The organism is Bacillus sp. sid0103, from assembly GCF_019219025.1.
Genome location: NZ_JAHUWN010000003.1, coordinates 314,222 through 338,019, shown reverse-complemented (window position 1 = coordinate 338,019; position 23,798 = coordinate 314,222). Strand labels below are relative to the sequence as shown.

The 23,798-nt window shown below is 37.4% G+C and carries 22 protein-coding genes and 1 riboswitch; of the genes, 19 read left to right on the top strand and 3 right to left on the bottom strand.

Annotation, left to right across the window (positions count from 1 at the left end; translation table 11 throughout):
• The first annotated feature begins 98 nt into the window (after positions 1–98).
• From ltaS to KW850_RS05635, 8 genes are all read left to right on the top strand, one after another.
• Entirely contained in the window at positions 99–2,048 is a 1,950-nt protein-coding gene (gene ltaS / locus KW850_RS05670; protein WP_218346583.1) for a lipoteichoic acid synthase, read from the top strand.
• 135 nt (positions 2,049–2,183) lie between these two features.
• The gene (locus KW850_RS34005; RefSeq protein ID WP_308128758.1) at positions 2,184–4,232 is read left to right on the top strand and encodes a YhgE/Pip family protein; all 2,049 of its coding nucleotides are present in this window, start codon (positions 2,184–2,186) and stop codon (positions 4,230–4,232) included.
• A gap of 165 nt (positions 4,233–4,397) precedes the next feature.
• Positions 4,398–4,499: riboswitch (SAM riboswitch) on the top strand.
• 51 nt (positions 4,500–4,550) lie between these two features.
• Positions 4,551–4,706 carry a YezD family protein gene (locus KW850_RS05660; RefSeq protein ID WP_256358097.1) on the top strand — a complete coding sequence of 52 codons (156 nt, stop codon included), beginning with the start codon at positions 4,551–4,553 and terminating at the stop codon, positions 4,704–4,706.
• A 77-nt stretch (positions 4,707–4,783) separates the two neighbouring features.
• On the top strand, positions 4,784–5,500 hold the full coding sequence (locus tag KW850_RS05655; protein ID WP_218346580.1) for a phosphoadenylyl-sulfate reductase: 717 nt from the start codon (positions 4,784–4,786) through the stop codon (positions 5,498–5,500).
• Between the two features lie 38 nt (positions 5,501–5,538).
• Positions 5,539–6,687 carry a sulfate adenylyltransferase gene (gene sat, locus KW850_RS05650; RefSeq protein WP_218346579.1) on the top strand — a complete coding sequence of 383 codons (1,149 nt, stop codon included), beginning with the start codon at positions 5,539–5,541 and terminating at the stop codon, positions 6,685–6,687.
• Between the two features lie 14 nt (positions 6,688–6,701).
• The gene (cysC, locus tag KW850_RS05645; RefSeq protein WP_218346578.1) at positions 6,702–7,304 is read left to right on the top strand and encodes an adenylyl-sulfate kinase; all 603 of its coding nucleotides are present in this window, start codon (positions 6,702–6,704) and stop codon (positions 7,302–7,304) included.
• Positions 7,305–7,391: 87 nt separating this feature from the next.
• On the top strand, positions 7,392–8,120 hold the full coding sequence (locus KW850_RS05640) for a sirohydrochlorin chelatase (RefSeq protein ID WP_218346577.1): 729 nt from the start codon (positions 7,392–7,394) through the stop codon (positions 8,118–8,120).
• A 199-nt stretch (positions 8,121–8,319) separates the two neighbouring features.
• Positions 8,320–9,204: a YitT family protein gene (locus KW850_RS05635; RefSeq protein ID WP_218346576.1), complete on the top strand. Its 885-nt coding sequence runs from the start codon at positions 8,320–8,322 to the stop codon at positions 9,202–9,204.
• A 36-nt stretch (positions 9,205–9,240) separates the two neighbouring features.
• Here KW850_RS05635 and KW850_RS05630 read toward each other — a convergent pair whose 3' ends face one another.
• A complete protein-coding gene (locus KW850_RS05630) occupies positions 9,241–10,443 on the bottom strand; it encodes an MFS transporter (protein WP_256358109.1) in 1,203 nt (400 codons plus the stop codon).
• A 259-nt stretch (positions 10,444–10,702) separates the two neighbouring features.
• Between KW850_RS05630 and KW850_RS05625 the strand changes: the two genes are divergently transcribed.
• The 3 genes from KW850_RS05625 to KW850_RS05615 all read left to right on the top strand — a co-directional run bounded on the left by KW850_RS05625 (position 10,703) and on the right by KW850_RS05615 (position 14,116).
• Positions 10,703–11,125 carry a MarR family winged helix-turn-helix transcriptional regulator gene (locus tag KW850_RS05625; RefSeq protein WP_218346574.1) on the top strand — a complete coding sequence of 141 codons (423 nt, stop codon included), beginning with the start codon at positions 10,703–10,705 and terminating at the stop codon, positions 11,123–11,125.
• A gap of 125 nt (positions 11,126–11,250) precedes the next feature.
• Positions 11,251–12,675, top strand: a complete 1,425-nt coding sequence (gene aspA, locus KW850_RS05620) for an aspartate ammonia-lyase (protein ID WP_218346573.1) — start codon at positions 11,251–11,253, stop codon at positions 12,673–12,675.
• Between the two features lie 409 nt (positions 12,676–13,084).
• Positions 13,085–14,116, top strand: a complete 1,032-nt coding sequence (locus tag KW850_RS05615; protein WP_218346572.1) for a VanW family protein — start codon at positions 13,085–13,087, stop codon at positions 14,114–14,116.
• A gap of 126 nt (positions 14,117–14,242) precedes the next feature.
• Here KW850_RS05615 and KW850_RS05610 read toward each other — a convergent pair whose 3' ends face one another.
• Positions 14,243–14,449 (bottom strand): DnaJ-like cysteine-rich domain-containing protein, encoded by a 207-nt coding sequence (locus KW850_RS05610; protein WP_218346571.1) that lies wholly within the window; start codon positions 14,447–14,449, stop codon positions 14,243–14,245.
• Between the two features lie 219 nt (positions 14,450–14,668).
• Entirely contained in the window at positions 14,669–16,087 is a 1,419-nt protein-coding gene (locus KW850_RS05605; RefSeq protein WP_218346570.1) for a sigma-54 interaction domain-containing protein, read from the bottom strand.
• A gap of 487 nt (positions 16,088–16,574) precedes the next feature.
• Between KW850_RS05605 and KW850_RS05600 the strand changes: the two genes are divergently transcribed.
• The 8 genes from KW850_RS05600 (at position 16,575) to KW850_RS05565 (ending at position 23,630) form a co-directional block, all read left to right on the top strand.
• The gene (locus KW850_RS05600; protein ID WP_218346569.1) at positions 16,575–18,017 is read left to right on the top strand and encodes an amino acid permease; all 1,443 of its coding nucleotides are present in this window, start codon (positions 16,575–16,577) and stop codon (positions 18,015–18,017) included.
• A gap of 115 nt (positions 18,018–18,132) precedes the next feature.
• Positions 18,133–18,306 (top strand): hypothetical protein, encoded by a 174-nt coding sequence (locus KW850_RS05595; protein WP_218346568.1) that lies wholly within the window; start codon positions 18,133–18,135, stop codon positions 18,304–18,306.
• Between the two features lie 116 nt (positions 18,307–18,422).
• Positions 18,423–18,770 carry a PadR family transcriptional regulator gene (locus KW850_RS05590; protein WP_026566891.1) on the top strand — a complete coding sequence of 116 codons (348 nt, stop codon included), beginning with the start codon at positions 18,423–18,425 and terminating at the stop codon, positions 18,768–18,770.
• Complete coding sequence (locus tag KW850_RS05585) at positions 18,751–19,386, top strand: DUF1700 domain-containing protein (protein WP_218346567.1); 636 nt, start codon at positions 18,751–18,753, stop codon at positions 19,384–19,386. The genes KW850_RS05590 and KW850_RS05585 overlap by 20 nt, the downstream gene beginning before the upstream one ends.
• A 68-nt stretch (positions 19,387–19,454) precedes the next feature.
• On the top strand, positions 19,455–20,927 hold the full coding sequence (locus tag KW850_RS05580; protein WP_256358096.1) for a DUF4153 domain-containing protein: 1,473 nt from the start codon (positions 19,455–19,457) through the stop codon (positions 20,925–20,927).
• Between the two features lie 240 nt (positions 20,928–21,167).
• The gene (locus KW850_RS05575; RefSeq protein WP_218346566.1) at positions 21,168–22,043 is read left to right on the top strand and encodes an ABC transporter permease subunit; all 876 of its coding nucleotides are present in this window, start codon (positions 21,168–21,170) and stop codon (positions 22,041–22,043) included.
• Positions 22,040–23,032, top strand: a complete 993-nt coding sequence (locus KW850_RS05570; protein ID WP_218346565.1) for an ABC transporter permease — start codon at positions 22,040–22,042, stop codon at positions 23,030–23,032. The genes KW850_RS05575 and KW850_RS05570 overlap by 4 nt, the downstream gene beginning before the upstream one ends.
• Positions 23,033–23,141: 109 nt before the next feature.
• On the top strand, positions 23,142–23,630 hold the full coding sequence (locus tag KW850_RS05565) for a DinB family protein (RefSeq protein ID WP_218346564.1): 489 nt from the start codon (positions 23,142–23,144) through the stop codon (positions 23,628–23,630).
• Positions 23,631–23,798: the final 168 nt, after the last annotated feature.

The window sequence follows — 23,798 nt, the reverse complement described above, 5'->3', positions numbered from 1 at the left end:
TTAAACATTACAATAGATGTTAGTCTATTAAGAGCAATTCCATCCATTTAAAAATAATGACTGTAAATATAATCATAGATTACAAGGTAGGTGCTAGTATGAATAACTTATTGCAAAGAGGTCAAAGTATTTTTAATAAATATGTTGGCTTTTTCTTTTTGACAGTATTTTTCTTATGGATAAAAACATATATCGTTCAATTAACGCAATTTGACTTAGGAATCGAAAATTCTCTTCAGAAGTTTCTATTATTTATCAATCCGCTTGGATCTGCTTTACTTTTCTTAGGCGTTGCTTTCTTTTTAAAAGGTAGAAAAAAGTATATTGGGCTGATTGTTATAGATTTTCTTTTATCGTTCCTTTTATATGCAAATGTCTTATTTTACCGATTCTTTAGTGATTTTATTACCTTACCAACCTTAACACAGACTCAAAACTTTGGCGATGTAAGCGGCAGTGTCACTTCCTTATTAAAGCCGTATGATTTTTTATTCTTCATTGACATTATAGTGTTAATTGCCTTACTTGTTTTTCGTTTTGTAAAAATAGAAGCAAACGACATGAATCGCGAGAAAGTTGCCGCGCTATTTTCAATGGCCATTGCGATTTCAAGTGCGAATTTAGCCCTAGCTGAAACGGACCGTCCTCAATTATTAACTAGAGGATTTGACCGAAACTATATCGTGAAATATTTAGGAATGTACAATTACACCATTTATGATGCTGTCCAAAGTACGAAAGCATCAGCACAAAGAGTTATGGCGAGCAGTGATGATATTACTGAAGTCGTTAACTATACAAAATCTAATTACGCAGAGCCAAATCCAGCTTACTTTGGTGCTGGAAAAGGTATGAATGTAATCTATTTACATCTTGAATCCATGCAAAACTTCCTTATTAATTACAAGTTGAATGGGGAAGAAGTAACGCCATTTTTAAATTCATTAACGAAAGATCAAAATACCCTATACTTTGATAACTTCTTCCATCAAACTGGACAAGGGAAAACATCGGATGCTGAATTTATGTTGGAAAATTCATTATATGGATTATCCCAAGGATCAGCATATACAACTAAAGGATTAAACACTTATGAGGCTGCTCCTGCCATTTTGGGTCAGCAAGGCTACACGTCAGCGGTGTTCCACGGGAATTCAGGAAGCTTCTGGAATCGTAATGAAATTTATAAATCATTTGGTTTCAACAAGTTCTTTGATTCAAACTACTATCAAATAGATTCTAAAGATTTAGCTGAGTACGGGCTGAAGGACAAACCTTTTTATGAGCAATCCATTCCGCTGCTGGAATCTTTACCAGAGCCATTCTATACAAAATTTATTACAGTATCAAATCATTACCCGTATCCAATTAATGAAGAAGACGCAACGATTGCACCAGGTACAACCGGTGATAAATCTGTCGATGGTTATTTTCAAACCGCACGATATGCGGATGAAGCCTTGAAGCAATTCTTTGATTACCTGAAAAAATCTGGTTTATACGATCGTTCCATAATTGTCATGTATGGTGATCACTATGGAATTTCTGAAAACCATAATAAAGCAATGTCACAAGTAATGGGTAAAGAAATTACACCATTTGAAAATAGTGGATTACAGCGTGTACCATTATTTATTCGTGTTCCAGGAATGGAAGGTGGGGTAAACCACGAATACGGTGGTCAAATCGATCTTCTTCCAACACTTCTTCACTTGCTTGGAACCGATACAAAAGAGTATGTTCAATTTGGTACCGACCTATTATCTAAACAGCATGATGATTTAGTGCCTTTTAGAAATGGAGATTTTGTAAGCTCAACGATTACTTCTATTGATGGTAAATTCTATGATTCCAAAACGGGCATGAAATTAGATAAAGCCAAAAATGAAGAAGCTAAGAAAGATCAGAAAATCGTTGAATATAAATTAAAGCTTTCAGATAAAGTCGTAAATGGCGATTTATTACGCTTCTACAAACCTGAAAACTTTAAACCAGTTGACCGTTCGCAATACAACTATAATGACGATAAAAATGTAGTCTCTAAATAAAAAACTGCCTGAGAAAAAAATTCTCAGGCAGTTTTTTTGTCTTCAAACCTCTTGCAAAGAATATCCTGTCCAATAGAATATTGAATCAATATTTTCGAAAAGTGCAAAGATAAAGTAAGTAAATAGGAAGACCGTATAGGAGGGATTAAGATAGGGAAAATTTGGCACGTTTATAAAACAGATTGGAAAAATATCTTTAGTGTGCCTACTGTTGTGTTGTTAATTTGCGCACTTATGGTCATGCCTTCTGCATATGCTTGGGTAAACATTAAGTCAATGTGGGACCCTTATGGCAATACATCAGGGATTCGTGTGGCTGTTAGTAATGAGGATGAAGGAACGCAGGTACGTGGGAAAAAAATAAATGTTGGAAATGATACCGTAAAAATTCTTAGAAAGAATCATCAGCTTGGTTGGGTCTTTGTCAATCGGACGGATGCAGAAAGTGGTGTGGACAAAGGAAGTTATTATGCCTATCTCATTATTCCCAAGGATTTTTCGAAGAGGCTGTCCAGTATTCTAGAGGTCAATCCCCAAAAACCAGAAATCGAGTTCGCTGTAAATGAAAAGATCAATGCTGTAGCTCCGAAAATTGCCAGTTCAGGAGCCTCAAGCGTAACTGCCCAAATAAGCCAAGTTTTTATTAAAACAGTAAGCGAAGCAATTTTCAAAGGATTTTATAAAGCTGGTATTGAACTGGAACAAGCACTACCATCCATAAATAATGTGGAAAAACAGATTTTTGAATTAGAAAAGGCTCTGCCAGAGATTGGGAAAATGGGTAAAAAGGCAATTGAACTTGAGAGAAAGTTGCCTGAAATACAGGAAAAAGGGCAAAAGATTATTGAGTTAGAACAGAGAATACCAGAGATTCAGCAGGCAGGTAACAGTATCTTAAAGGTTGAAGCAAGTTTGCCGCTAATTAAGGAAACTGGTGACAAAGTGATTGTCCTGCAAGAAAAGATTTCGGGATTGCAGAAAAGCAAAGATATTATCACAGGTATCGGGACCAATTTAACAGTAATTGAAACCGAAATAAAACAAACCCTAGATCGAATGAAGGGGGCCGGAGCCGAAGAGACTGAAACTGCAACTAGTCAAGGTCAGCTAAGTCAGATATACGAGGAACTAGTAAAAATCCGTAGTAATGTAGATGAAACACAAGCCGGTTTTCAACAGCAAGTGGACACAATGACCAAGGGGATTAATTCAGCAGCGGATTTTTTAAAAAATGATTTTCCAACCCATGAATTAAAAATACATAAGGCTGCCGACTTTGTCCGAACTGATTTGCCAAAAGTGGAGGAGGACATTCGAAAAGCTTCCGACCTAATTAGAACAAGGCTCCCTGCAGTAGTAGAAGCAGTCCACAAAGCAGCGGACTTTGCTCGTAACGATTTACCAGGATTTGAGACGAAAATAAGGAGTGCTGCAGATAAAATTAGAAGGTTCGAAGGCAGTGTAAATATGTACAATTTAATCCAATTTCTAAAGCATGATCCGCAAAAGGAAAGTAGTTTCTTGTCAAATCCGATTTTATTAAAAACAAAGCGGTTATTTCCTATTCCGAACTATGGTTCCGCAATGACTCCGTTTTACACATTGCTTGCACTTTGGGTAGGAGCGACACTTTTAATTGCCTCACTAAAAGTGGATGTTGACAATCCGGACACTGGTTTTAACGGTTACCAGCTTTTTTTAGGAAGGCTTTTTACGTTTCTTACCATCGGAATCTTTCAAGCTGCTATTGTGTCCCTTGGAGATTTGTTCTTCATTCACACGTATGTGGTGGACAAACTCTGGTTTGTACTATTAAGTATTTTTATCAGCATGGTGTTTGTCACTATCACTTATTCCTTATGTTCGGTGTTCGGAAATATAGGTAAAGGGTTAGCGATTATTTTCTTGGTGCTACAAATCTCAAGTTCTGGTGCTACCTTTCCAGTGAGTTTGACTTCATCTTTTTTTCAAACCATTAACCCTTTTATGCCATTTACCTATGCGGTGAGTATGCTTCGTGAAACAGTCGGTGGAATGATCGTGGATGTAGTGTTAAAAGATATTATGGCAATGGTTGTCTTTTTTGTTTTGAGCTTACTTTTAGCTCTTCTCTTAAAAAAACCATTAAGTAAACGGATTCAACAAACAGCAGAAAAAGCAAGAACAACAAAGATTATTCCGTAAATTAATCAAAATAGTAAATAAGAACGAGGTAGACAATCTAACATGTCTGCCTCGTTCATTTCTTACGGAATTCTTCATTTATACTTTTTAAAATATTATAATAAATCATCTTGACAATTCCTATGTGTATGGTAGGATTAATTAATAATAATTAACAAATAAATATTCTTATCAAGAGTAGCTGAGGGTCTGGTCCGATGAAGCACGGCAACCTGCATTGCAAGGTGCCAATTCCAGCAAAATGATTCTTATTTTGGGAGATAAGGTTTTAAATGCCTTTCCTGAATGGATGGGCGTTTTTTTAAGGGGGCGAATCATTTGGTAAGCTCAGAATGGCAAGAGATACAGGAACATATTGAACGGATGCTCGATTCATTAAAATATGGTTCTATTACTCTCGTAGTACAAGATGGGAAAATCGTGCAAATTGAAAAAAATGAAAAAGTTCGTCTTCAATCAAATAGAATTCGCTGACTAGACAAACTAGAGGCCGTCTACACCCAACCCGGGGTGAATGACTGCCATCTTACTTTAGAAGGGGGTCCATTGGGATGACAAAAGCAGTGACGTATGAAGATTGGAATCAAATTTCTGATACTTTTTCCATACAAGACAAGACAAAAGGAGCTCGCTCTGTTTTAGAATGGGCATTCAGCCAGTATCCTGAAGATAAAATAATCTATGCCTCCAGTTTTGGTGCAGAAGCCATCGTGTTAATCGATTTAATTTATCAAGTGAAAAAAGATGCTCAGATTGTTTTTTTAGATACAGGCCTTCACTTCCCTGAAACGTATGAGGTAATCGATAAAATTGAGGCTCGTTTTCCAGAGTTACAAATTGAGAGAAAAACACCAAATTTGACCGTAGACCAGCAAGCAGCGGAGTACGGTTCGGCATTATGGAAAAGGGAACCTAATCAGTGCTGTCAAATCAGGAAAGTCATTCCTTTACGCGAGGCATTAACCCCAAAAGACGCATGGATTTCAGGTCTTCGCAGGGAACAGTCTCCAACGAGGAAGGATACTCAATTCATCAATAAGGATGATAAATTTCAAAATATAAAAATCTGCCCTCTCATTCACTGGACTTGGGATGAGGTTTGGGAATACATCAGGGAAAAGGACCTTCCGTATAACCAATTGCATGACCAAAACTATCCAAGTATCGGCTGTTTCCCTTGTACCCAAGCGGTTGGAACAAATGGTGACTCCCGTGAAGGACGTTGGTCAGGCAGCAGTAAAACGGAATGCGGATTGCACTCTAAGTAAAGAAGTTAATTAAAACTAGTAAAGAAAGGTTGATAAACATGTCATACTTACCAAAGCCTCATGGAGGAGAACTTATCCAAGCGTTTGACCCTAATTACAATCTATCTTCTGTAGCAAAAGAATTGGAAATTGATGCGATTGCCTTAAGTGACCTTGAATTAATCGGAATTGGGCTGTTTAGTCCTTTAAAAGGGTTTCTTGGAAAAGCAGATTATGAATCCGTTGTGAACAATATGCGCTTAGCAGACAATACAATTTGGTCAATTCCGGTAACACTCCCAGTTTCTTATCAAGTAGCTGAAACACTTGTTGTTGGAGAAGAAATCAAACTTACTCACAAAAATGTGGTTTATGGAGTCATTAAAGTTTCAGAATGGTTTGAACCTGATTTAGACAAGGAAGCACTTGAAGTCTATAAAACGGAAGAACTTGCTCACCCAGGCGTAAAGCGACTTTATGAAAGAGGTCCTGTCTATGTGGCGGGTGAAATCGTGTTAGTAAAGAAATCAGAAAAAGGAGTATTCGGTGATGTATGGTTTGAACCAAAGGAAACTCGAGCCATTTTCGAAGAAAAGGGCTGGAAGACAGTTGTAGGCTTCCAAACCAGGAATCCAATTCATCGTGCACATGAATATATCCAAAAAGCTGCCCTTGAGACAGTTGATGGCTTGTTTGTAAACCCGCTTGTTGGGGAAACAAAGTCAGATGATGTCCCTGCAGAGGTTCGTCTAAAAAGCTATCGCGTGTTACTTGATAATTATTATCCAAGCGAACGTGTCCAGTTAGGTGTATATCCAGCAGCAATGAGATATGCAGGTCCAAGGGAAGCGATTTTCCATGCGCTTGCCCGGAAGAATTTCGGCTGCACTCATTTCATTGTCGGCCGTGACCATGCCGGAGTTGGCAACTATTACGGAACATACGATGCACAGTACATTTTTAGTAATTTTACTGAAGAAGAGCTTGGTATTAAGCCATTGTTCTTTGAACATAGCTTCTATTGCACTAAATGTGAAGGAATGGCTTCTGATAAAACTTGCCCGCATAGCAAGGAAGACAGAGTAATCCTTTCTGGTACAAAGGTGAGAGAGATGCTTCGTTCAGGCGTGCTGCCTCCATCCACCTTTAGCCGTAAAGAGGTTGTAGAAGTCCTAATCGAAGGAATAAAAGAAACAGCATCCGTGTAGGAGGAAAAAGAACTATGGCTAAACCAACAAATATTACATGGCATGAAACATCTATTTCAAAAGAAAATCGGCGCGAAAAAAATGGGCATGGAAGTTGTGCTCTTTGGTTTACTGGACTCTCGGGGTCTGGTAAATCAACCATCGGCAATGCTGTATCACACGAACTATTCCGCCAGGGAATCAGTGAATATGTTCTTGATGGGGACAATATTCGCCACGGGTTAAATAAGGATCTTGGTTTTTCCGATTATGACCGAACTGAAAATATCAGAAGAATTGGTGAAGTGGCTAAATTGTTTGTCGATAGTGGAAAAGTAGTGACAACCGCCTTTATTTCTCCATTCCGTTCTGATCGTAATCAGGTCCGCGCTTTGTTTGAAGACGGTGAATTTATTGAAGTATTTATAAATTGTCCGATTGAAGAATGTGAGCGTCGCGATCCAAAGCAGCTCTATGCGAAAGCTCGCCGTGGTGAGATTAAGGATTTTACAGGAATTGATTCACCTTATGAAGCACCAGAGCAACCGGAAATCACTATTAACTCTGATCAAGTAACAGTAGAAGAGGCAGTGAACCAAGTCTTTGCTTATTTGAGAGAGAAAAACATTCTCAAATAAGCGGTGGTTCCTTCGCTTTTGATGAGAAGTATGATAATGTCTTTAATGGTAAAAATATGATAGACAAGCAAGGAAGGAGCAGTGCGGGTGAAAGCAATTCTGTACATTGGTCATGGGACAAGGTCAAAAGAGGGTGCTGAAGAAGCCAAATCTTTTATACATAGAGTGATGGAACGAATAAATGTGGAAATTCAGGAAATCTGTTTTCTCGAGTTGACCAAGCCAGGTATTGAAGAGGGCTTTCTGCATTGTGTGGATAAGGGAGCGACAGAGATTACTGTCGTTCCTTTATTTTTATTAGCTGCAGGTCATATTAAAGAAGATATTCCACAAGCTCTTTCTTCTCTTTGCAAGAGGTTTCCAACTATTAACGTCATTATCAGAGATCCTTTTGGTGTTCAGGGGAAGATTCTCGATGGGATTGCGGAGATGGTTAGGAAAACAGTTGTTGATTTATCAGCACATGATTCGATCTTAATTGTCGGAAGGGGAAGTAGTGACAAGAGCATTCACACAGCCTTCGCTGCGATAACCAAGGGAATTAGTGATCGACTTGGAATAGAGAATGTTGCGGTTTGTTTTTTAGCAGCAACTGAGCCAAGGCTTAAAGAAGGTCTAGAGACCATTTCTAAAGATACTGCCGGAAAAGTAATTGTTATTCCTTATTTATTATTTTCGGGTCTGCTTTTAAAGGAAGTGGAGCAAATGGTCAAGAAGAGACAAACGTTAGGTCAGCAAATTATCCACACAGGTCAGTTAAGTAAACATCGGGTTATTGAAGATATTATTATTGAACGAGGAACAGAAGGTGAATAATGAGTAACAGTTGCTAAAATCAATTGGATTTTAGCTATTTTTTTTGAGAAAATGGGGAGATTAATCCAAGTAAGTGATATAAAAGATGAACTTAAGTTCATCTTTGTTTTAAAAAATGATATAATATATATAGATATGAATTATTTCAAGTTCTACCGAAATAATGAATGGCTAAATTTTAACGGAAAGAAGTGATTATGTGACAGAACTTACTCAAGGAAAAATTCAACACCGAAAGCTACCACTCAGAAAGATTATTCTCAGGGCAATCGCCATCACTATTGGAGCTATTCTTATGGCAACTGGGTTAGAAATATTTCTCGTTCCAAACCATGTCATTGATGGAGGTATTACAGGTATTTCCATCATGCTTGCTCATATAACAGGCTGGAAATTAGGGATCTTCATCCTCATTTTAAACTTACCATTTGTTTATATGGGATATAAGCAGATGGGAAAAACCTTTGCTATTTCGACTGTGTACGGAATTATCGTTTTATCGATTTTTACTTCATTTTTTCACCCCATTCCCGCATTTACCGACGATATTCTTTTGGCAACCGTTTTTGGAGGGATGATTCTAGGAATAGGTGTTGGTGTAGTCATCCGTAATGGCGGGGCGCTGGACGGAACAGAAATACTGGCGCTTTTGATCACAAAAAAAGTCCCTTTTTCGGTTGGACAAATTATTATGTTCATTAATATTTTTATTTTAGGAGCTGCTGGTTTTGTATTTAGCTGGGACCGAGCCATGTATTCCTTGTTAGCTTATGTTATTGCTTCTAAGGCGATTGATACAGTTGTTGCCGGTTTAGAAGAATCAAAATCTGTTTGGATTATTAGTGATGAAGCAGAAGAGATTGGAAATGCCATAAATGCTAGGCTTGGAAGGGGAGTAACATACATTAAAGGGCAAGGTGCATTCACTGGTGATAATAAGAAGGTCATCTTCAGTATTATTACGAGGTTGGAAGAGTCTAAGTTAAACACAATTGTTCAGGATATAGATCCCTCTGCATTTTTAGCGATTGGTGATATATCGGAAGTTCGCGGTGGCCGTTTTAAGAAGAAAGATATCCATTAAAAAAAGGATCTGCAATCACAGATCCTCCAAGTAAGATTAGTGGCCTATACCGATATGATCAACATGCTTAACATGTTTCGTATTAACCCAGATAAATAGTATCGAAATAACCACAAACCCTGCTCCAACAAGGAATGGAACACTTGGATTATAAATTTCAGCTAGTTTTCCCGCAGTAAATGGTGCAATGGCACCTCCAATAAACCGGAGGAAGCTATAAGCAGCAGACGCGGTTGAACGTTCAACCGGTGCTGCATTCATCACGGCGGTAGTAATTAGAGTATTGTTATTACCTAATAATGCGCCTGCTAGAATAACAGCTGCAATGATGACCCATTGTGTAGATGTCCATATCCCCATCGCGAGCAAAAGGACGGCAAACAAAAGTAACATCAAACACATTGATTTTATAGTTCCAAACCATTCAGTTAATTTTGGAGCCATAAAAACTGAGGTGAGCGCCAGTAAAATACCCCACCCTAGAAATACGTAGCCTAATCCGTGCTCATCCAAGCCCATCACAAATGGTGCATAGGCCAGTAATGTGAAGAAGCCAAAGTTATAAAGTGCAGCTGCAATACCGAAAACAAGTAGTGAGCGATGTTTTAAGGCCCGGAATGGATCCATTAATGAAGTTCGAGACTTTATTCCAGTTTGAGCAGTTGGTTTGGGCATCAGGATAATGAGGCCAATGAAGGCAATGACCATTAATGTTGCCACCCCAAGAAAAGGACCTCGCCAAGACATAGCGCCAAGCCAGCCGCCTAGGAGTGGACCAACTGAGATTCCAAGACCAATTGCTGCTTCGTACAAAATGATTGCTTTTGCTGTTCCACTATTGGAAAGTGATACAATTGCAGATAAAGCTGTTGCGACGAACAATGCATTTCCAAGACCCCAGCCGCCTCGCAGTCCTACAAGGTTCCAAATCCCGTTTGAAAACCCGCCTAGTGCCGAAAAGACCGCAATAATCACGATTCCAGAAAGTAATGTCCATTTGATCCCAATTCTAGATGAGATCACTCCCGTTATTAGCATGGCTACTGCCATAACGGCATTATAACTAGTGAAAAGCAAAGTGACTTCACTATGTGAAGCATGTAATTGTTCGGCGATTGCCGGCAAAATGGGATCCACAAGACCCAAACCCATGAAGGCAATAATACTTGCAAAAAAAACAGCCCAAACGGCTTTTGGCTGGGTAAGTAACCCAGACTTTTGATTGGCTGCCTCCATCATCTGTTGTGGTGTTCCAATATTAGATTGTTGTGTTGGTGCCATTAAATTTCCCCCTATTGTTTGTATGAATCGACTTGCAGACTCTTTCCAACTTTTTGAATTAGTTGTATGATGAAAGTATATAATTGTATTATACAACCGATTTCCACTACGTCAATAGTGTTTTTGCAATATAGTCTGTTAGAACTTACTATTGATAAGACACGTATGTTATCATAATTACTAAGGAAAAAAGGGTAACAGTGAGGTAGGTACGTATATGGATCATCAATCTATAGAAATGATAGAGCTGGAATTAGCCGTTTTTATTCGCCGAATAACTTCCATATCCAGCAATAAAAAGTTAGGGAATCTTGATCGATCAGCCTATTTAATCCTTCATCGTATAAAAACGAAAGGGGCTGTTGGGGTTAAAGTATTAGCGGAGGAATTCAAGTTGGATATATCAACAGTCAGTCGACAGGCGGCCGCTTTAGAACACAAAGGTCTTTTGTACAGAATCCCTGACCCCTTAGACGGAAGAGCTTATTCACTACAACTTTCGGAGCAGGGTACAGAGGATTTATTCGATTATAAACAGGCACGTTTGAAGAGAGTGGCAGAGCTTCTGGAAGATTGGTCAGAAGAGGAACGTGAACTTTTTGGAAAGCTATTGGAAAAATTCAATCAGTCTTTTAAATAATAGTTTGATTATTATGTCAACAGAGTAATCACTGTAAAAAGAGAGACATTGGTTCTCTAAACTGGTATTATTTTTGTGTGATTAATATTTTTACATCAACTGTTTATAAAAAGGGTGGGAGCCAGATGATCATGGATACGAAAAGAATTGAACAAGACTTCTTAGGAAAAAAAGAGATACCAGCAGATGTTTATTATGGGATTCAAACCTTAAGGGCAGTTGAAAATTTTCCAATTACAGGGTATCGAATTCATGAGGAATTAATAATAGCCCTTGCGATGGTTAAAAAAGCTGCTGCCATTGCCAATATGAATACGAAGCAATTGTATAGTGGACTTGGGGACGTGATCAGCCAAGCAGCAGATGAAATTATCGCTGGGAAATGGAACGACCAGTTCATTGTTGACCCAATCCAGGGTGGGGCGGGCACATCGATGAATATGAATGCTAACGAAGTGATTGCCAACCGGGCGCTTGAATTGCTCGGCCATGAAAAAGGTGCTTATATGCATTTGAGTCCTAATACCCATGTGAATATGTCGCAATCAACAAATGATGTTTTTCCAACAGCTATCCATATCGCCACACTTAGATTACAGGAAAAATTGCTTGTGACCATGAAGGATATGCATAAGGTATTTAAGGACAAAGCGAAGCAATTTGAAAAAGTAATCAAAATGGGGCGTACTCATCTACAGGATGCTGTTCCGATTCGACTTGGCCAAGAATTTGAGGCATATTCACGAGTGATTGAACGGGATATTAAGCGAATCCACCTTTCTCGTGAAAATTTATATGAAGTTAACATGGGAGCAACGGCAGTAGGTACAGGATTAAATGCGGATCCAAAATATATCCAAGATGTTGTTAAACAGCTCGCTGCAATTAGTGGCTTACCATTGGTCAATGCCGAACATTTAGTTGATGCCACCCAGAATACTGATGCCTATACTGAGGTCTCAGCTGCTTTAAAAGTATGTATGATGAATATGTCAAAGATCGCCAATGATTTGCGGTTAATGGCTTCAGGCCCCCGTGCAGGACTAGGGGAGATTACTCTTCCAGCTCGTCAGCCAGGCTCTTCGATTATGCCAGGAAAAGTTAATCCCGTCATGCCGGAGTTAATTAATCAAATTGCCTTCCAAGTGATAGGAAATGATCATACGATTTGTCTAGCCTCCGAAGCTGGTCAACTGGAATTAAATGTAATGGAACCAGTATTGGTTTTTAATCTGCTTCAATCTATTAGTATTATGAACAATGGCTTCCGTTCCTTTACTGATAACTGTTTAGTAGGAATTGAGGCAAATGAGGCACACTTAAAAGCGAATGTGGAGAAGAGTGTTGGGATTATTACGGCGGTTAATCCACACCTCGGCTATGAAGTGGCCGCAAGGATTGCTAGAGAAGCAACTGTAACTGGCAAATCTGTCCGCGAACTATGCTTAAAGTATGATGTCCTTACCGAAGAAGAGTTAGATATCATTTTAAATATATACGAAATGACCAAACCAGGGATATCAGGGGCAGCGCTATTAGATAGAGACTAATAATTTATTTTTGATTAAAGAGGTGCCTGACACCTAATACGTTTTGCGTATTAGGTGTCAGGCACCATTTTTTTATTTTGGCTGTGTTAAAGGTTATTGTTTTAGCTATGTTGATTGGAGCTTTTGTCAAAGAGGGGACTAAAGAGGTATTGATATTTTATTAATTTCTGCTTTAATTATACCATGTGAGAATAAGGACATAGGTGAATAGCAATGTTAAAAAAGTCTATGATTTTATTTGTAAATCCATTTTATCTACTTTTTTATATAAAAATTTCCAATACTTCTGAAGGGATTTCCATTAAAAATGGAATAGAATAGTAGAATGATATGAAACAAATTTCATACGATATCGTCTAACCTTATAAAAGGGCATAAGGCTATACAAAAAGGAGTAAAGTGGGAGAAAATGGCAAAGCGAAATTGGGTAATTTCACTACTAGTGGCAGTGTGTTTAATTGGAACTGGATGTACGGTACAAACTGCAAAAGAAAAAGAAGCAAAAGCAGCGGAACAGCAGGAAAAAATCGAAAAAGAGAAAAAACTACAAGAAGAAAAGAAACTGGCAGAAGCAAAGAAACGAGAAGAAGAACGGAAGCGGGAAGAAGCAAGGCCTGTTTATGTCAATATTGTTGACCCGAGTACGAAAAACGTTGTTAAAACTTTTAATACTAAAGATCTAGGGTACATAACAAATCCTGACAATTATAAAGTTGAAATAGCGAAAATAACAAGAGAATTAGCTCGTGGAACCCAATCGAAACCTGGTTACGACAAACGAATGGTTCTTGATAAACTGGCTGAAGATGGTACGATTATCAAAGGTACTCCGCAACAAATCCTTGAAGAAGATGAGTTGGCCGAAAAGATTATGTTGGTATCAGAAAAAGGCGGCAATGTAGAATTACCTTTATATATGAATGCAAGTGGATATCAAGCTGAGGAGGCTTCCGAATTAGATGATGTCGTAGTAGCTTCATATACCACCTATTTTAATAGTGGTACTGTAGGAAGAACTAAAAATATTGAACTATCAGCTAAGGCGATAAATAATATCATCCTTGGAACGAATGATTCTTTCTCCTATAATACAACAGTTGGCCCGAGTGATGCCGAACACGGATATCAAAAAGCACCAGAGATAAATTACGGGAAATTAGTTGAAGGTTATGGTGGGGGAATCTGTCAAACTTCTTCTACTATGTATAATGCCATCGATCAACTGGCCGTACAATATATCGAAAAACACCATCATTCCTTAACAGTTGGTTACGTGCCAAAAGGAAGAGATGCGACTGTTTCTTATGGAGGTAAAGATTTTAGATTTAAAAATACAACGGGTGTACCTTTAATATTAAAAGCAATTGTAAACGGAGGGTCACTAACGGTTGAAGTAAGGACGTCAAAAACTTATCAAAGTCAACTTAAGAAACGAATCTAAAAAGTAAGTTGTGAATTTTCCAAATAAACTGATGCCATATATGAAATAAGAATCCCTTCATTAACCGAATAAACGGAAATAATGGAGGGATTTTCATTTTTTTGAAAGGGATAGATTCGGATAAAATTACTGCATTTCTTCCCAGTCTGCATATTGACCTGTGCCTTGACATCCTGGGCATTCAAATGAATTGAAATAGGCAAATTCATTATAAGGGTATACGGTATAACCGCGGCCATGACAATCAGGACATTTGCCTTGATCTTTCATATTAGTGATATGATTTTGGTATTTTGTCTCTTTCCATTGGTTAAAAGAGTTGAGTAGTCCCATTTTATTCACCTCATCTTTTTTCTTCTTAGTATGGAGAAAAAATGGAATTATTATGCTTGTATTATTTTATTGCTTATAGGGAATTCAGTGGAATAAGAGATTCCATTTATCAAACTACATTACTTTTCTATAATAATTTTATGTGAAATCACTTGGTTTTGTGCTAGATAATAAAAAAAACAGAAAGCTAAAATAGCTTTCCGCGCGTTTGGTTAAATCTTATTTTCCGGTAATGTTCAATTTCTTCATCCGATACTGTAAGCTTTGTCTACTAAGCCCAAGGAGATTAGCAGTCCGAGAGATATTAAAATCATTTCTAGATAATACATGATCAATATAGGATTTTTCAAATAATTCCATTTGATATTTTAGCGGTACCGCTGCTTCCGAATTTTCCTTGATAAAGGTATCAACTGTAGAAAGTGGGATCATTCTCTCTTTCATTTGCATTTTGCTTCGATATTGATAAGGTAAATGGGAATAGGAAATCCATTCTTCATCGATCATAATGTTCATAGCTGCTTCAATTATATGTTCAAGTTCCCGAACATTCCCAAGCCAGTCATATTCAAAGAAAGACTGTCGAACCTCCTCAGTCAACCCTTTTACATTCATCTGAAACAACTCATTGTATTTTTGGATAAAATGCTGGACTAATAAGGGAATATCTTCTTTCCGGTCTTTAAGAGATGGTACAAAGATGGTAACGACTCCTAGTCGATAGTATAAGTCTTTACGCATTCGATCATTAGCAATTGCATCGATCGGATCTTCATTCATGTTAGCGATGACTCGAACATCAACGGGTGTATCCTTCGTATCACCGATTCGCCTAATCGTTTTTTCTTGAAGAACTCGAAGTAATTTTGCCTGAAGATTAAGATTCAAAGAGTTAATCTCATCAAGAAGCAGGGTACCACCATTCGCCTGCTCAAATAAGCCTGGGGTATCGACAGCCCCCGTAAACGCACCCCGCTTTGTTCCAAACAAAAGACTTTCAATTAGATTATCTGGTAATGCGGCGCAGTTTTGTGAAATAAACGGAGCAGATAAACGATTACTCCCGTTGTGAATACTTTGAGCAAAAAGTTCCTTCCCAGTACCTGTATCTCCAACGATTAAAACATAGGAAGAGGTTCGGGTTGCGCGCTTAGCAGATTCTATGACTTCTTGAATAGCTGGGCTGTCTCCAATGATTTTATCAAACGTGTATCGAGTAGACCCCTTATTCATATTGCCTTTCATAAGTCGCTCCAGCTTCGTTACATCCTTGGAAATTTCGACAGCGCCTTGAAGTTTTTCATATTGATAAATTGGAATAGTATTGTTAATGGTCGTAATTTCACGGCCTTTGTTATTAAAATAAGTTTGTTTTACGTTAATCGTTTCTTTGCCTTCTTGCAGCGCTTTTACAAGTGTACTAGATTGGTCGTCTTTAAACATAAATACATCTAGAAGGTTTTTATCAATAACATCTTGATGATCCATAGACTCCATTTGCATCATTTTTTTATTATAAATAATCGTTTTCCCTGTTTCATCTACGGCATGGACACCTACATCTACTTCGTCTAAGATTCGCTTATACATCCGATTTACATATTGTAAATAACTCACTGTATGATTTGTTTTCTCCATCCTCATTCATTCCCTTTTATTAATCCTTTATGCACCTATTTAACCAAATAAAACGTAATAATGCAAAATAGTTTTGCAGTTTTATAAAAAAAGAGAGAATTTTGCAAAGAAAATTGGCATTGGCAATAGCTGACCTTTATTTGGTCGATTTTGAAAAATATAACTATCCCTTTTCATGGTAAATGTAATTTTGCAGTATAGGCGCAAAATTTTTTTGTGCATGCAAACATATTTTGCTATAATGTTCAAATAATGTTCATAATCTGGGTAAATCAAGTTTGGCATGAAACTTGCATTTAATTATTTTAAAAATATAGTGATAATTTAGAAATTATTTTTCTGTTGTTAATAGACTACTATTTTCATATAATTTCTAATGCGAAGGTTTTTTCTACACTTGCCTTTTTGCAAAATAATTATCCTATTATTTTAGTATTGAAAGGTTTGAAAGCGTATTCCTTGTTTTAGGGGAGAAGGGGGAAATGTAATGAATTTACAGGAAAACAGTTCAAATCATGAATTAAAACGGACGATGAAGGCGAGACATTTATTTATGATCTCATTAGGCGGGGTAATCGGATCAGGTCTTTTCTTAGGTTCAGGTTATACGATAAGCCAGGCAGGGCCGACTGGTGCGATTCTTTCTTATATAGTCGGCGGTTTTATCATGTTTTTAACCATGCTATGTCTCGGTGAATTATCTGTTGCGATGCCGGTTTCTGGTTCATTTCAAACGTATACGACGAAATTCATTGGGCCTGGTACGGGATTCGCGCTTGGCTGGCTATACTGGTTAGGTTGGTCTGTAACTGTGGCATTGGAATTATTATCTGCAGGACAGCTCATGCAAAGATGGTTTCCTGATTCGCCGATCTGGATGTGGTGTGCAATTTTTGCTGTCGTATTATTTTCACTCAATGCCCTCTCTGCTCGTGCGTTTGGTGAAACTGAATTTTGGTTTTCAAGTATTAAAATCTTCGCCATTATTGCCTTTATCGTTCTTGGAGGAGCGGCGATGTTTGGTTTAATTCACTTAAAAGGTGGACAACCAGCGCCATTTTTCTCAAATTTCACAGCACATGGGTTATTACCACATGGATTTACGGCCCTCATTATTACCATGATTGCTGTTAACTTTTCGTTTCAAGGAACAGAATTAATCGGGATCGCGGCTGGTGAGAGTGAAGAACCAGAAAAAACGATTCCGAAATCAATCAAACAAACAGTTTGGCGGACATTATTTTTCTTTGTTTTAGCAATTTTCGTGTTAGCTAGCTTAATCCCTATGAAACAAGCTGGAGTAGTGGAAAGTCCATTTGTTGTTGTTTTTGACAGTATTGGTATTCCGTATGCAGCTGACATTATGAACTTTGTTATCCTAACCGCATTACTTTCTGTTGCAAACTCCGGACTATATGCTGCCACACGGATGCTATATGCGATGTCTAAAGAGAAAATGACGCGACCTGCACTTGCGAAAGTTAATAAACAAGGTGTACCAATCAACGCGCTAATTTTGACCATTGGAATTGCTTTATTATCACTATTGTCAGGATTCTTTGCTGAAGAAACGGTTTTTGTTTGGCTCCTTTCTATCGCGGGATTAGGTGCTCAAGTTGGTTGGATCTCGATCACAGCATCGCAAATTGCTTTCCGTAGAAAATTTATCCGTGAAGGCGGGAAGTTAGAAGAACTTAAGTTCAGAACTCCACTCTATCCGGCGCTGCCGATACTCGCATTAACATTAAATTGTATTGTTCTTGGAAGTTTAGCATTTGATTCAGAACAACGTTTAGCTCTTTACCTTGGAGTTCCGTTTGTCGTAGCTTGTTATTTAATTTATCATTTTAGAATTAAAAAGAACCGTGAAGTAGACGATACAGGAACACAAGAATTACAATTGCATGATAATAAAAAAATGGTTATCTAGTTTGAATTGAACTGCATCCCAATTGTTGGACACGAACTAACAATTGGAGGTGCAGTTTTTTATTGTTCGGATAAGTTGCAGGAAAAATCAAATACTATTTATCGAGGTGATTTTAATGGGAAAATGGAATGAACAAGCAGCACCCAATAACAATTTAGCACCGAGGACCATCAAGCAGGGCGAATTAGTAGGAGATGCTGCAAAACATGAGTTTTCAGAGGAATTATCTGATGGAGGCGAGCGCGACCAAAACATTAAAGTGTTGAGAAATAATGGCAGGGTAAAATAGGGGAAGAACTGATTAGTGGCGATGAAAATCGTCACTAATTTTTTTAAGGTTCTTTACAATGACATGGTTTTGATATAGAATTTCTATGTACCTAATAAATCTAGGTAGGTGATAAAATGTTTAACCGTGAATTAGTCAAAGGCAGTACATCATTAATCCTTCTTCAGTTATTAAACGAGCGGGATATGTATGGCTATGAATTAGTGAAAGAACTAGAGCAGCGCAGTGATAATGATTTAAGTGTTAAAGAAGGAACCTTGTATCCTGCACTTCACAAGCTTGAAAAACAAGAGTATATAGAGTGTTATTGGCAGGAGCAGGAAAAGGGTCCAGCACGGAAGTATTATAAAATTACAAAAGCAGGAAAAGAATTATTGGGTGAAAAAACCCGTGAATGGCAAGACTTTGTTAAAGTGATGAACAAAGTGATAGGGAGATCGAAGCATGGAACGGCCGAAGAATAGGTTTCTTGAAGAGCTGGCAAAGGGATTAGGAAACCAGTTAGATAAAAAAGAAATTCTCCGTGAATATGAATCTCATATCGATGAAATTCTGATTGAATCGGAATGTCAGGACGAGGCTGCAATATATGAACTACTTGTATACCGCCTTGGCAGTCCTGAGGAGATTGTCCAAATATGGAGAGAAGAATTTTCTGTCACCCCCAGTAATATGAAATGGCTGTTTATCCTTTTAAATGTTCTTTTTTTCGGAGGAGGCAGCTTACTTACTTTGGCCCACAATGTCTATCAATGGGAATGGCTTGCGGTTGCATGGAATCAGTTAACTGCGATACCAACATTAATTGCTTTTATATATATGTTTTTCTGGGCCTTATTAGGATATGAAATTGGAAAGGGATTTGGTCATAATGGAAGAGTGCTTCTTAATAGGACGTTTTTACTATCACTTATTCCTAATTTATTATTAATGGTCTTGACGGTATTTGAAATCATCCCGCATGCTTGGTTTGCCCCATTATTGACCAAAACGTTTATTATTGCTTGTATCATTTTTACCATCATCCTTTATCCAATCAGTTGGATTGGCTATCGGTGGGGGAGAAAAGCTTCGGTATAAGCATTTTTTTTGCATATATACCTAGTAAAACTATATATATAGAAAATCTAAGTAAAAGAGGGATGAAAATGGAAACGAAAATAGAAACAAAAATAGGCAAAGGTGCTTGGATCTTTTTATTCTTATGTTTACTGCTTGGAATTTTGGGTGAAGAAGCATTTTTTCGCAGTGAGATAGGGATCTCCTACTTCGTATTTATTGCTGCTTTTTACGCGGTGTTTATGTGGCGCTACCGCCGCTTTCGTTTTTCCCATCAACGTTTAGGATACTTGATTCTTTGTTGTATTTGGCTCCTTTCAGCTAGTTACGTCATAAATAACAACAAACTTTTTTATGCTCTAAATATCATGGTGATTCCGGGGTTGGTTATCTTTCATTTAGCGTTAATCACGATTCCGGAAAATATTAAATGGAATAAGCCTGCTTTTATAACGTTAATCTTGACACGCATCCTGCAATCACTAAAATTTAATATCGGTTTCGTAAATTTGATAGGAAAGAGTTTAAAACAAGGAGTCCACGAAGACAAATTATTAATATGGAAAAAGGTGGGTCTCGGAATTGCGATCTCACTGCCAATCCTATTTGTTGTGTTGAACTTACTCATATCGGCAGACTCTCAGTTTGAACAATTAATAGGCGGCATTCCACAATGGTTCCAAGTCATTAATGCTGAGCGGATCATTAGATTAATGATTATTCTTTTCTTAACTGGAACTTTCTTTGGCTTTATGCAAATCCTATATGGCAGACATTTTAACGTGATAAAACTGCAAACAAACGAAGAGACATTTAGAATCGATGGGATTATTTCTATTACGGTTCTAGTTTTAATAAATGCCGTGTATCTATTGTTTACACTCGTCCAATTTAGGTATTTCTTCAGCGGTACATTACAAGCGGACTTTACCTATGCAGAATATGCTCGAAATGGGTTTTTTGAACTCCTGTTTGTTACTCTGATCAATCTATCCATAACTATCGTCGTGTTAACCTTTGTAAATCGTGCTGCTAGATTTATGCAAAGAGCAACACAAATTATGCTAACCATCCTCGTCCTCGCGAGTTCTATCATGCTTAGTTCCGCATTCCTAAGGTTAAGTATGTACGAAGACGCATATGGATTTACGTTCACAAGAGTGCTAGTCCATTCGTTTATGATATTTCTGGTCGTTATTTTTACGTACACTCTAGTGAAAATTTGGGTAGAGAAACTCTCACTATTTCACTTTTATTTTATTTCTTCACTAATCTACTATACAACGATTACTGTGATTGATCTGGATAAGATCGTCGTAAATGAAAATATGACCCGTTACGAACTGAGCGGCAAAATTGATGTTCACTACCTCAATAGTTTGTCCTATACAGGGGTTTTAGGATTAATCGACTTATATGAAAAAGATAAGAATATACCTGAATTAAAAACCATTCTCTTAGAGAGAAAACAGGAAGCAGCAGCTGAAAGTTTGCCATGGCAATCATATAATCTTAAAAGGGAGCGGACGTTTTCTGAACTTAGGAAGTTGGATATTAAGTAGTTGAAAGACGATTCGGAATTTCGAATCGTCTTTTATTTGTTTGGCTATTTTAGAGGTCATTGTTGATTTTCTAACTAAGTTTGATTGAAGCGCCTGGAGCGCGAATCAACAGACAATTTTAACACAGCCAATTGAATAAAAAAATTGTTTTAAACAAATTTGAATATTGCTAAAATACCAATTAAATGGTACAAAGGGAAAGGACTGTATTTTTTAGTATAAATTAGTGGGTGAGAAAGAATGAAACCGTTTTTTCGTGTTCTGATTAGAATTGTATTAGTAATTGCAGGCTTTCTCTTTATTTTTAATCTTCCATCCTTGTTAGGAATTGGAAAGAATCATGTGGTGTTTAATTACAAAACACTCTGGATCAATGTGAAGTCAGATTTTCAATTATTAGTGGATGTTAAAGATATTCATTACTTAGAGTTTTTCAAGGAATTAGATATAGCTGAGAGCTATCAGTACACGATGACGATTCTCGTTGCCAGCCTTATCTTAATTATTTTCCTTGCAACAGTTATCGCTGTTTTGATTATTCTTTCTCCAGAAAAGGTAAGAAATCGTTTGAAAAGCGGGGTCAATTTTTTCGAAGCAGTTCCTGATTTATTAGTAATCTTTTTATTTCAGTTTTTTGTGATCACACTATATAGTTCTACCGGTTTAAAATTTTTACAGCTGTATGGGTTATTTGGTCATAAACCCTATTTTGTTCCAATCATGACGGTTTCTTTTCTTCCCTTTTTCTTAATGTTGCAGTTTCTCATCAAAGTGATCAATGAGGAACAAACGCAGCAATATGTCCTCTATGCCAAGGCAAAGGGGATTGGGCGGATTAGAACACTACTTGTCCATATCATGAGAAACATTGTACCGCTCTTATTAATGCAGCTTCGCACGATTGTGTGGGTATTGTTATCCAACATTTATCTGGTTGAATTTTTGTTTAATATTAATGGGTTTAATCAACAATTTCTAAAGATTATTTTTATGGGCGGAGATTTCGCATCACTAGTTCTCAGTTTATTGATGTTATCGATTCCACTATTGGTAATGGAGGCAGCAGGATGGCTAATTTCTAGGGTGATCAAAGGGAGGGAGCCAATAAGTATATGAGAAAATATAAAAAAACGATCATCGGTTCCATAGTGCTTACGATCCTCTTAATCATGAGTATTTTGTATCCCTTTTATGGACCAAAAGACTTTAATCATCAGGTGCTGGTGAAAAATGAACAAGGAGATATTCTTGACAGGGCACCGTTTCCCCCGTCAGAAAAGCATTTACTGGGAACCAATCGCAATGGTGAGGATATGCACTGGCTTCTCCTTTATGGTGCAAAATTTACATTAATCTCGGCATTTGGAGTTGCTCTATTGAGAGTTTTATTTGGGGGTATTTTTGGTATTTTCCTATCTGTGTGGGCGCCTTTCTTAAAAAGTTATGTGAAAGACTTCTTTCTTACGTTTCGTTACGTCCCATCGATCCTAATTGCCATCATTTTAATGATTCCGATTGTGGGTGATTTTAATGATGTGGACATATCTTCCATTGTTACCTATCAAATTATCATTCTTGTATTTATCGGATTTCCTTCTGTTACGATATTCGCTTCAGATGTAATCGATGAATTATTAAAAACGTCATTTGTGCAAAGTTCTCAGTTAATGGGGGCAGGGAAACTACATATTGTAAGAAAACAATTGATGCCCTATCTCTGTTCCTACGGAATTTTATTTACTGTTCAGCAATTTATTAGCACACTCCACATTACGATGCAGCTTGGTTTGTTCGGCATGTTTCTTGGAGGAAGAAACAGGGCAGGGGTTCTAGGGTACGATGAACCACCAAAGCCTGCTACGCTTTCTAATGAATGGGCTGGTTTAATCGGTCAAAATTTTAGCGAATTTCTTCGTGCCCCATGGTCTATCTTAACTCCAGTGGCAGGATTCTTTGTGGTAATTTTCATCGTGAATGTTATTAAGAAGGAACTAGAAGAGAATTTATATAGAATAAAGACAGTAAAAAAGAAAGAAAAAAAAGGTAAAGATACGAAAGCTATTACATATTCCTCTGAAAAATTTGAATTTGTTCAAAAAATGTAGAGCAGAAAGTGATGAGAAAATTCGCAGGAAACCAGGCAAAAGCAAAAAAATAGGCATTTTGTTTTGGTTTTAAAATATATCTTAGTATAAAACTTGAGGAAAGTTGTCGATGAGCCGAAAAGATGTAATTTTAGAACAATTTTTATTTACTCATAACAGAAATGGTTGGTTTGTTTCGTTTCAAAGTGCAGTTGAAGGGCTGACGCCGGAACAAGCTAAATGGAAGAAATCAGAATCGGACAATTCCATTTGGGAGCTGGTAAACCATCTCGTGTTTTGGAATGAATACTGCTTAAACAAATTTAAAGGCATTCCTGGTCCAAAATTGGAAGGCAGTAATCACACCACTTTTTATAATAGAGGCGAATTAGGATGGCAGCAGACAGTTGATCGTTTTAATTCTGTGATGTCCATTTGGTATGAAACGATTGAGACATGTGATGACGATAAATTAGACCAATTCTTTAATCCAGAATCCAAGAGTTCCTGGATAACGACATTATCTTCTCTAGCACTTCATAATGCCTATCATATTGGTCAAATTGTCACGATTCGTAAAATGCAAGGATCCTGGGATAAGGCTCAGGGTGTAAATTAATACTTGTTATCTAAGGAAACCGGGCAGATGCTCGGTTTTTGCTTTTCAAGGGGATTCGAGAATGGTTATTTTATGATATATCTACACTTTTTAATGATATATCTAAAGAATATCAAGTTTATCTACAAAAAATTAGAACATATCTCAAAAATTAGAATATATCTACAA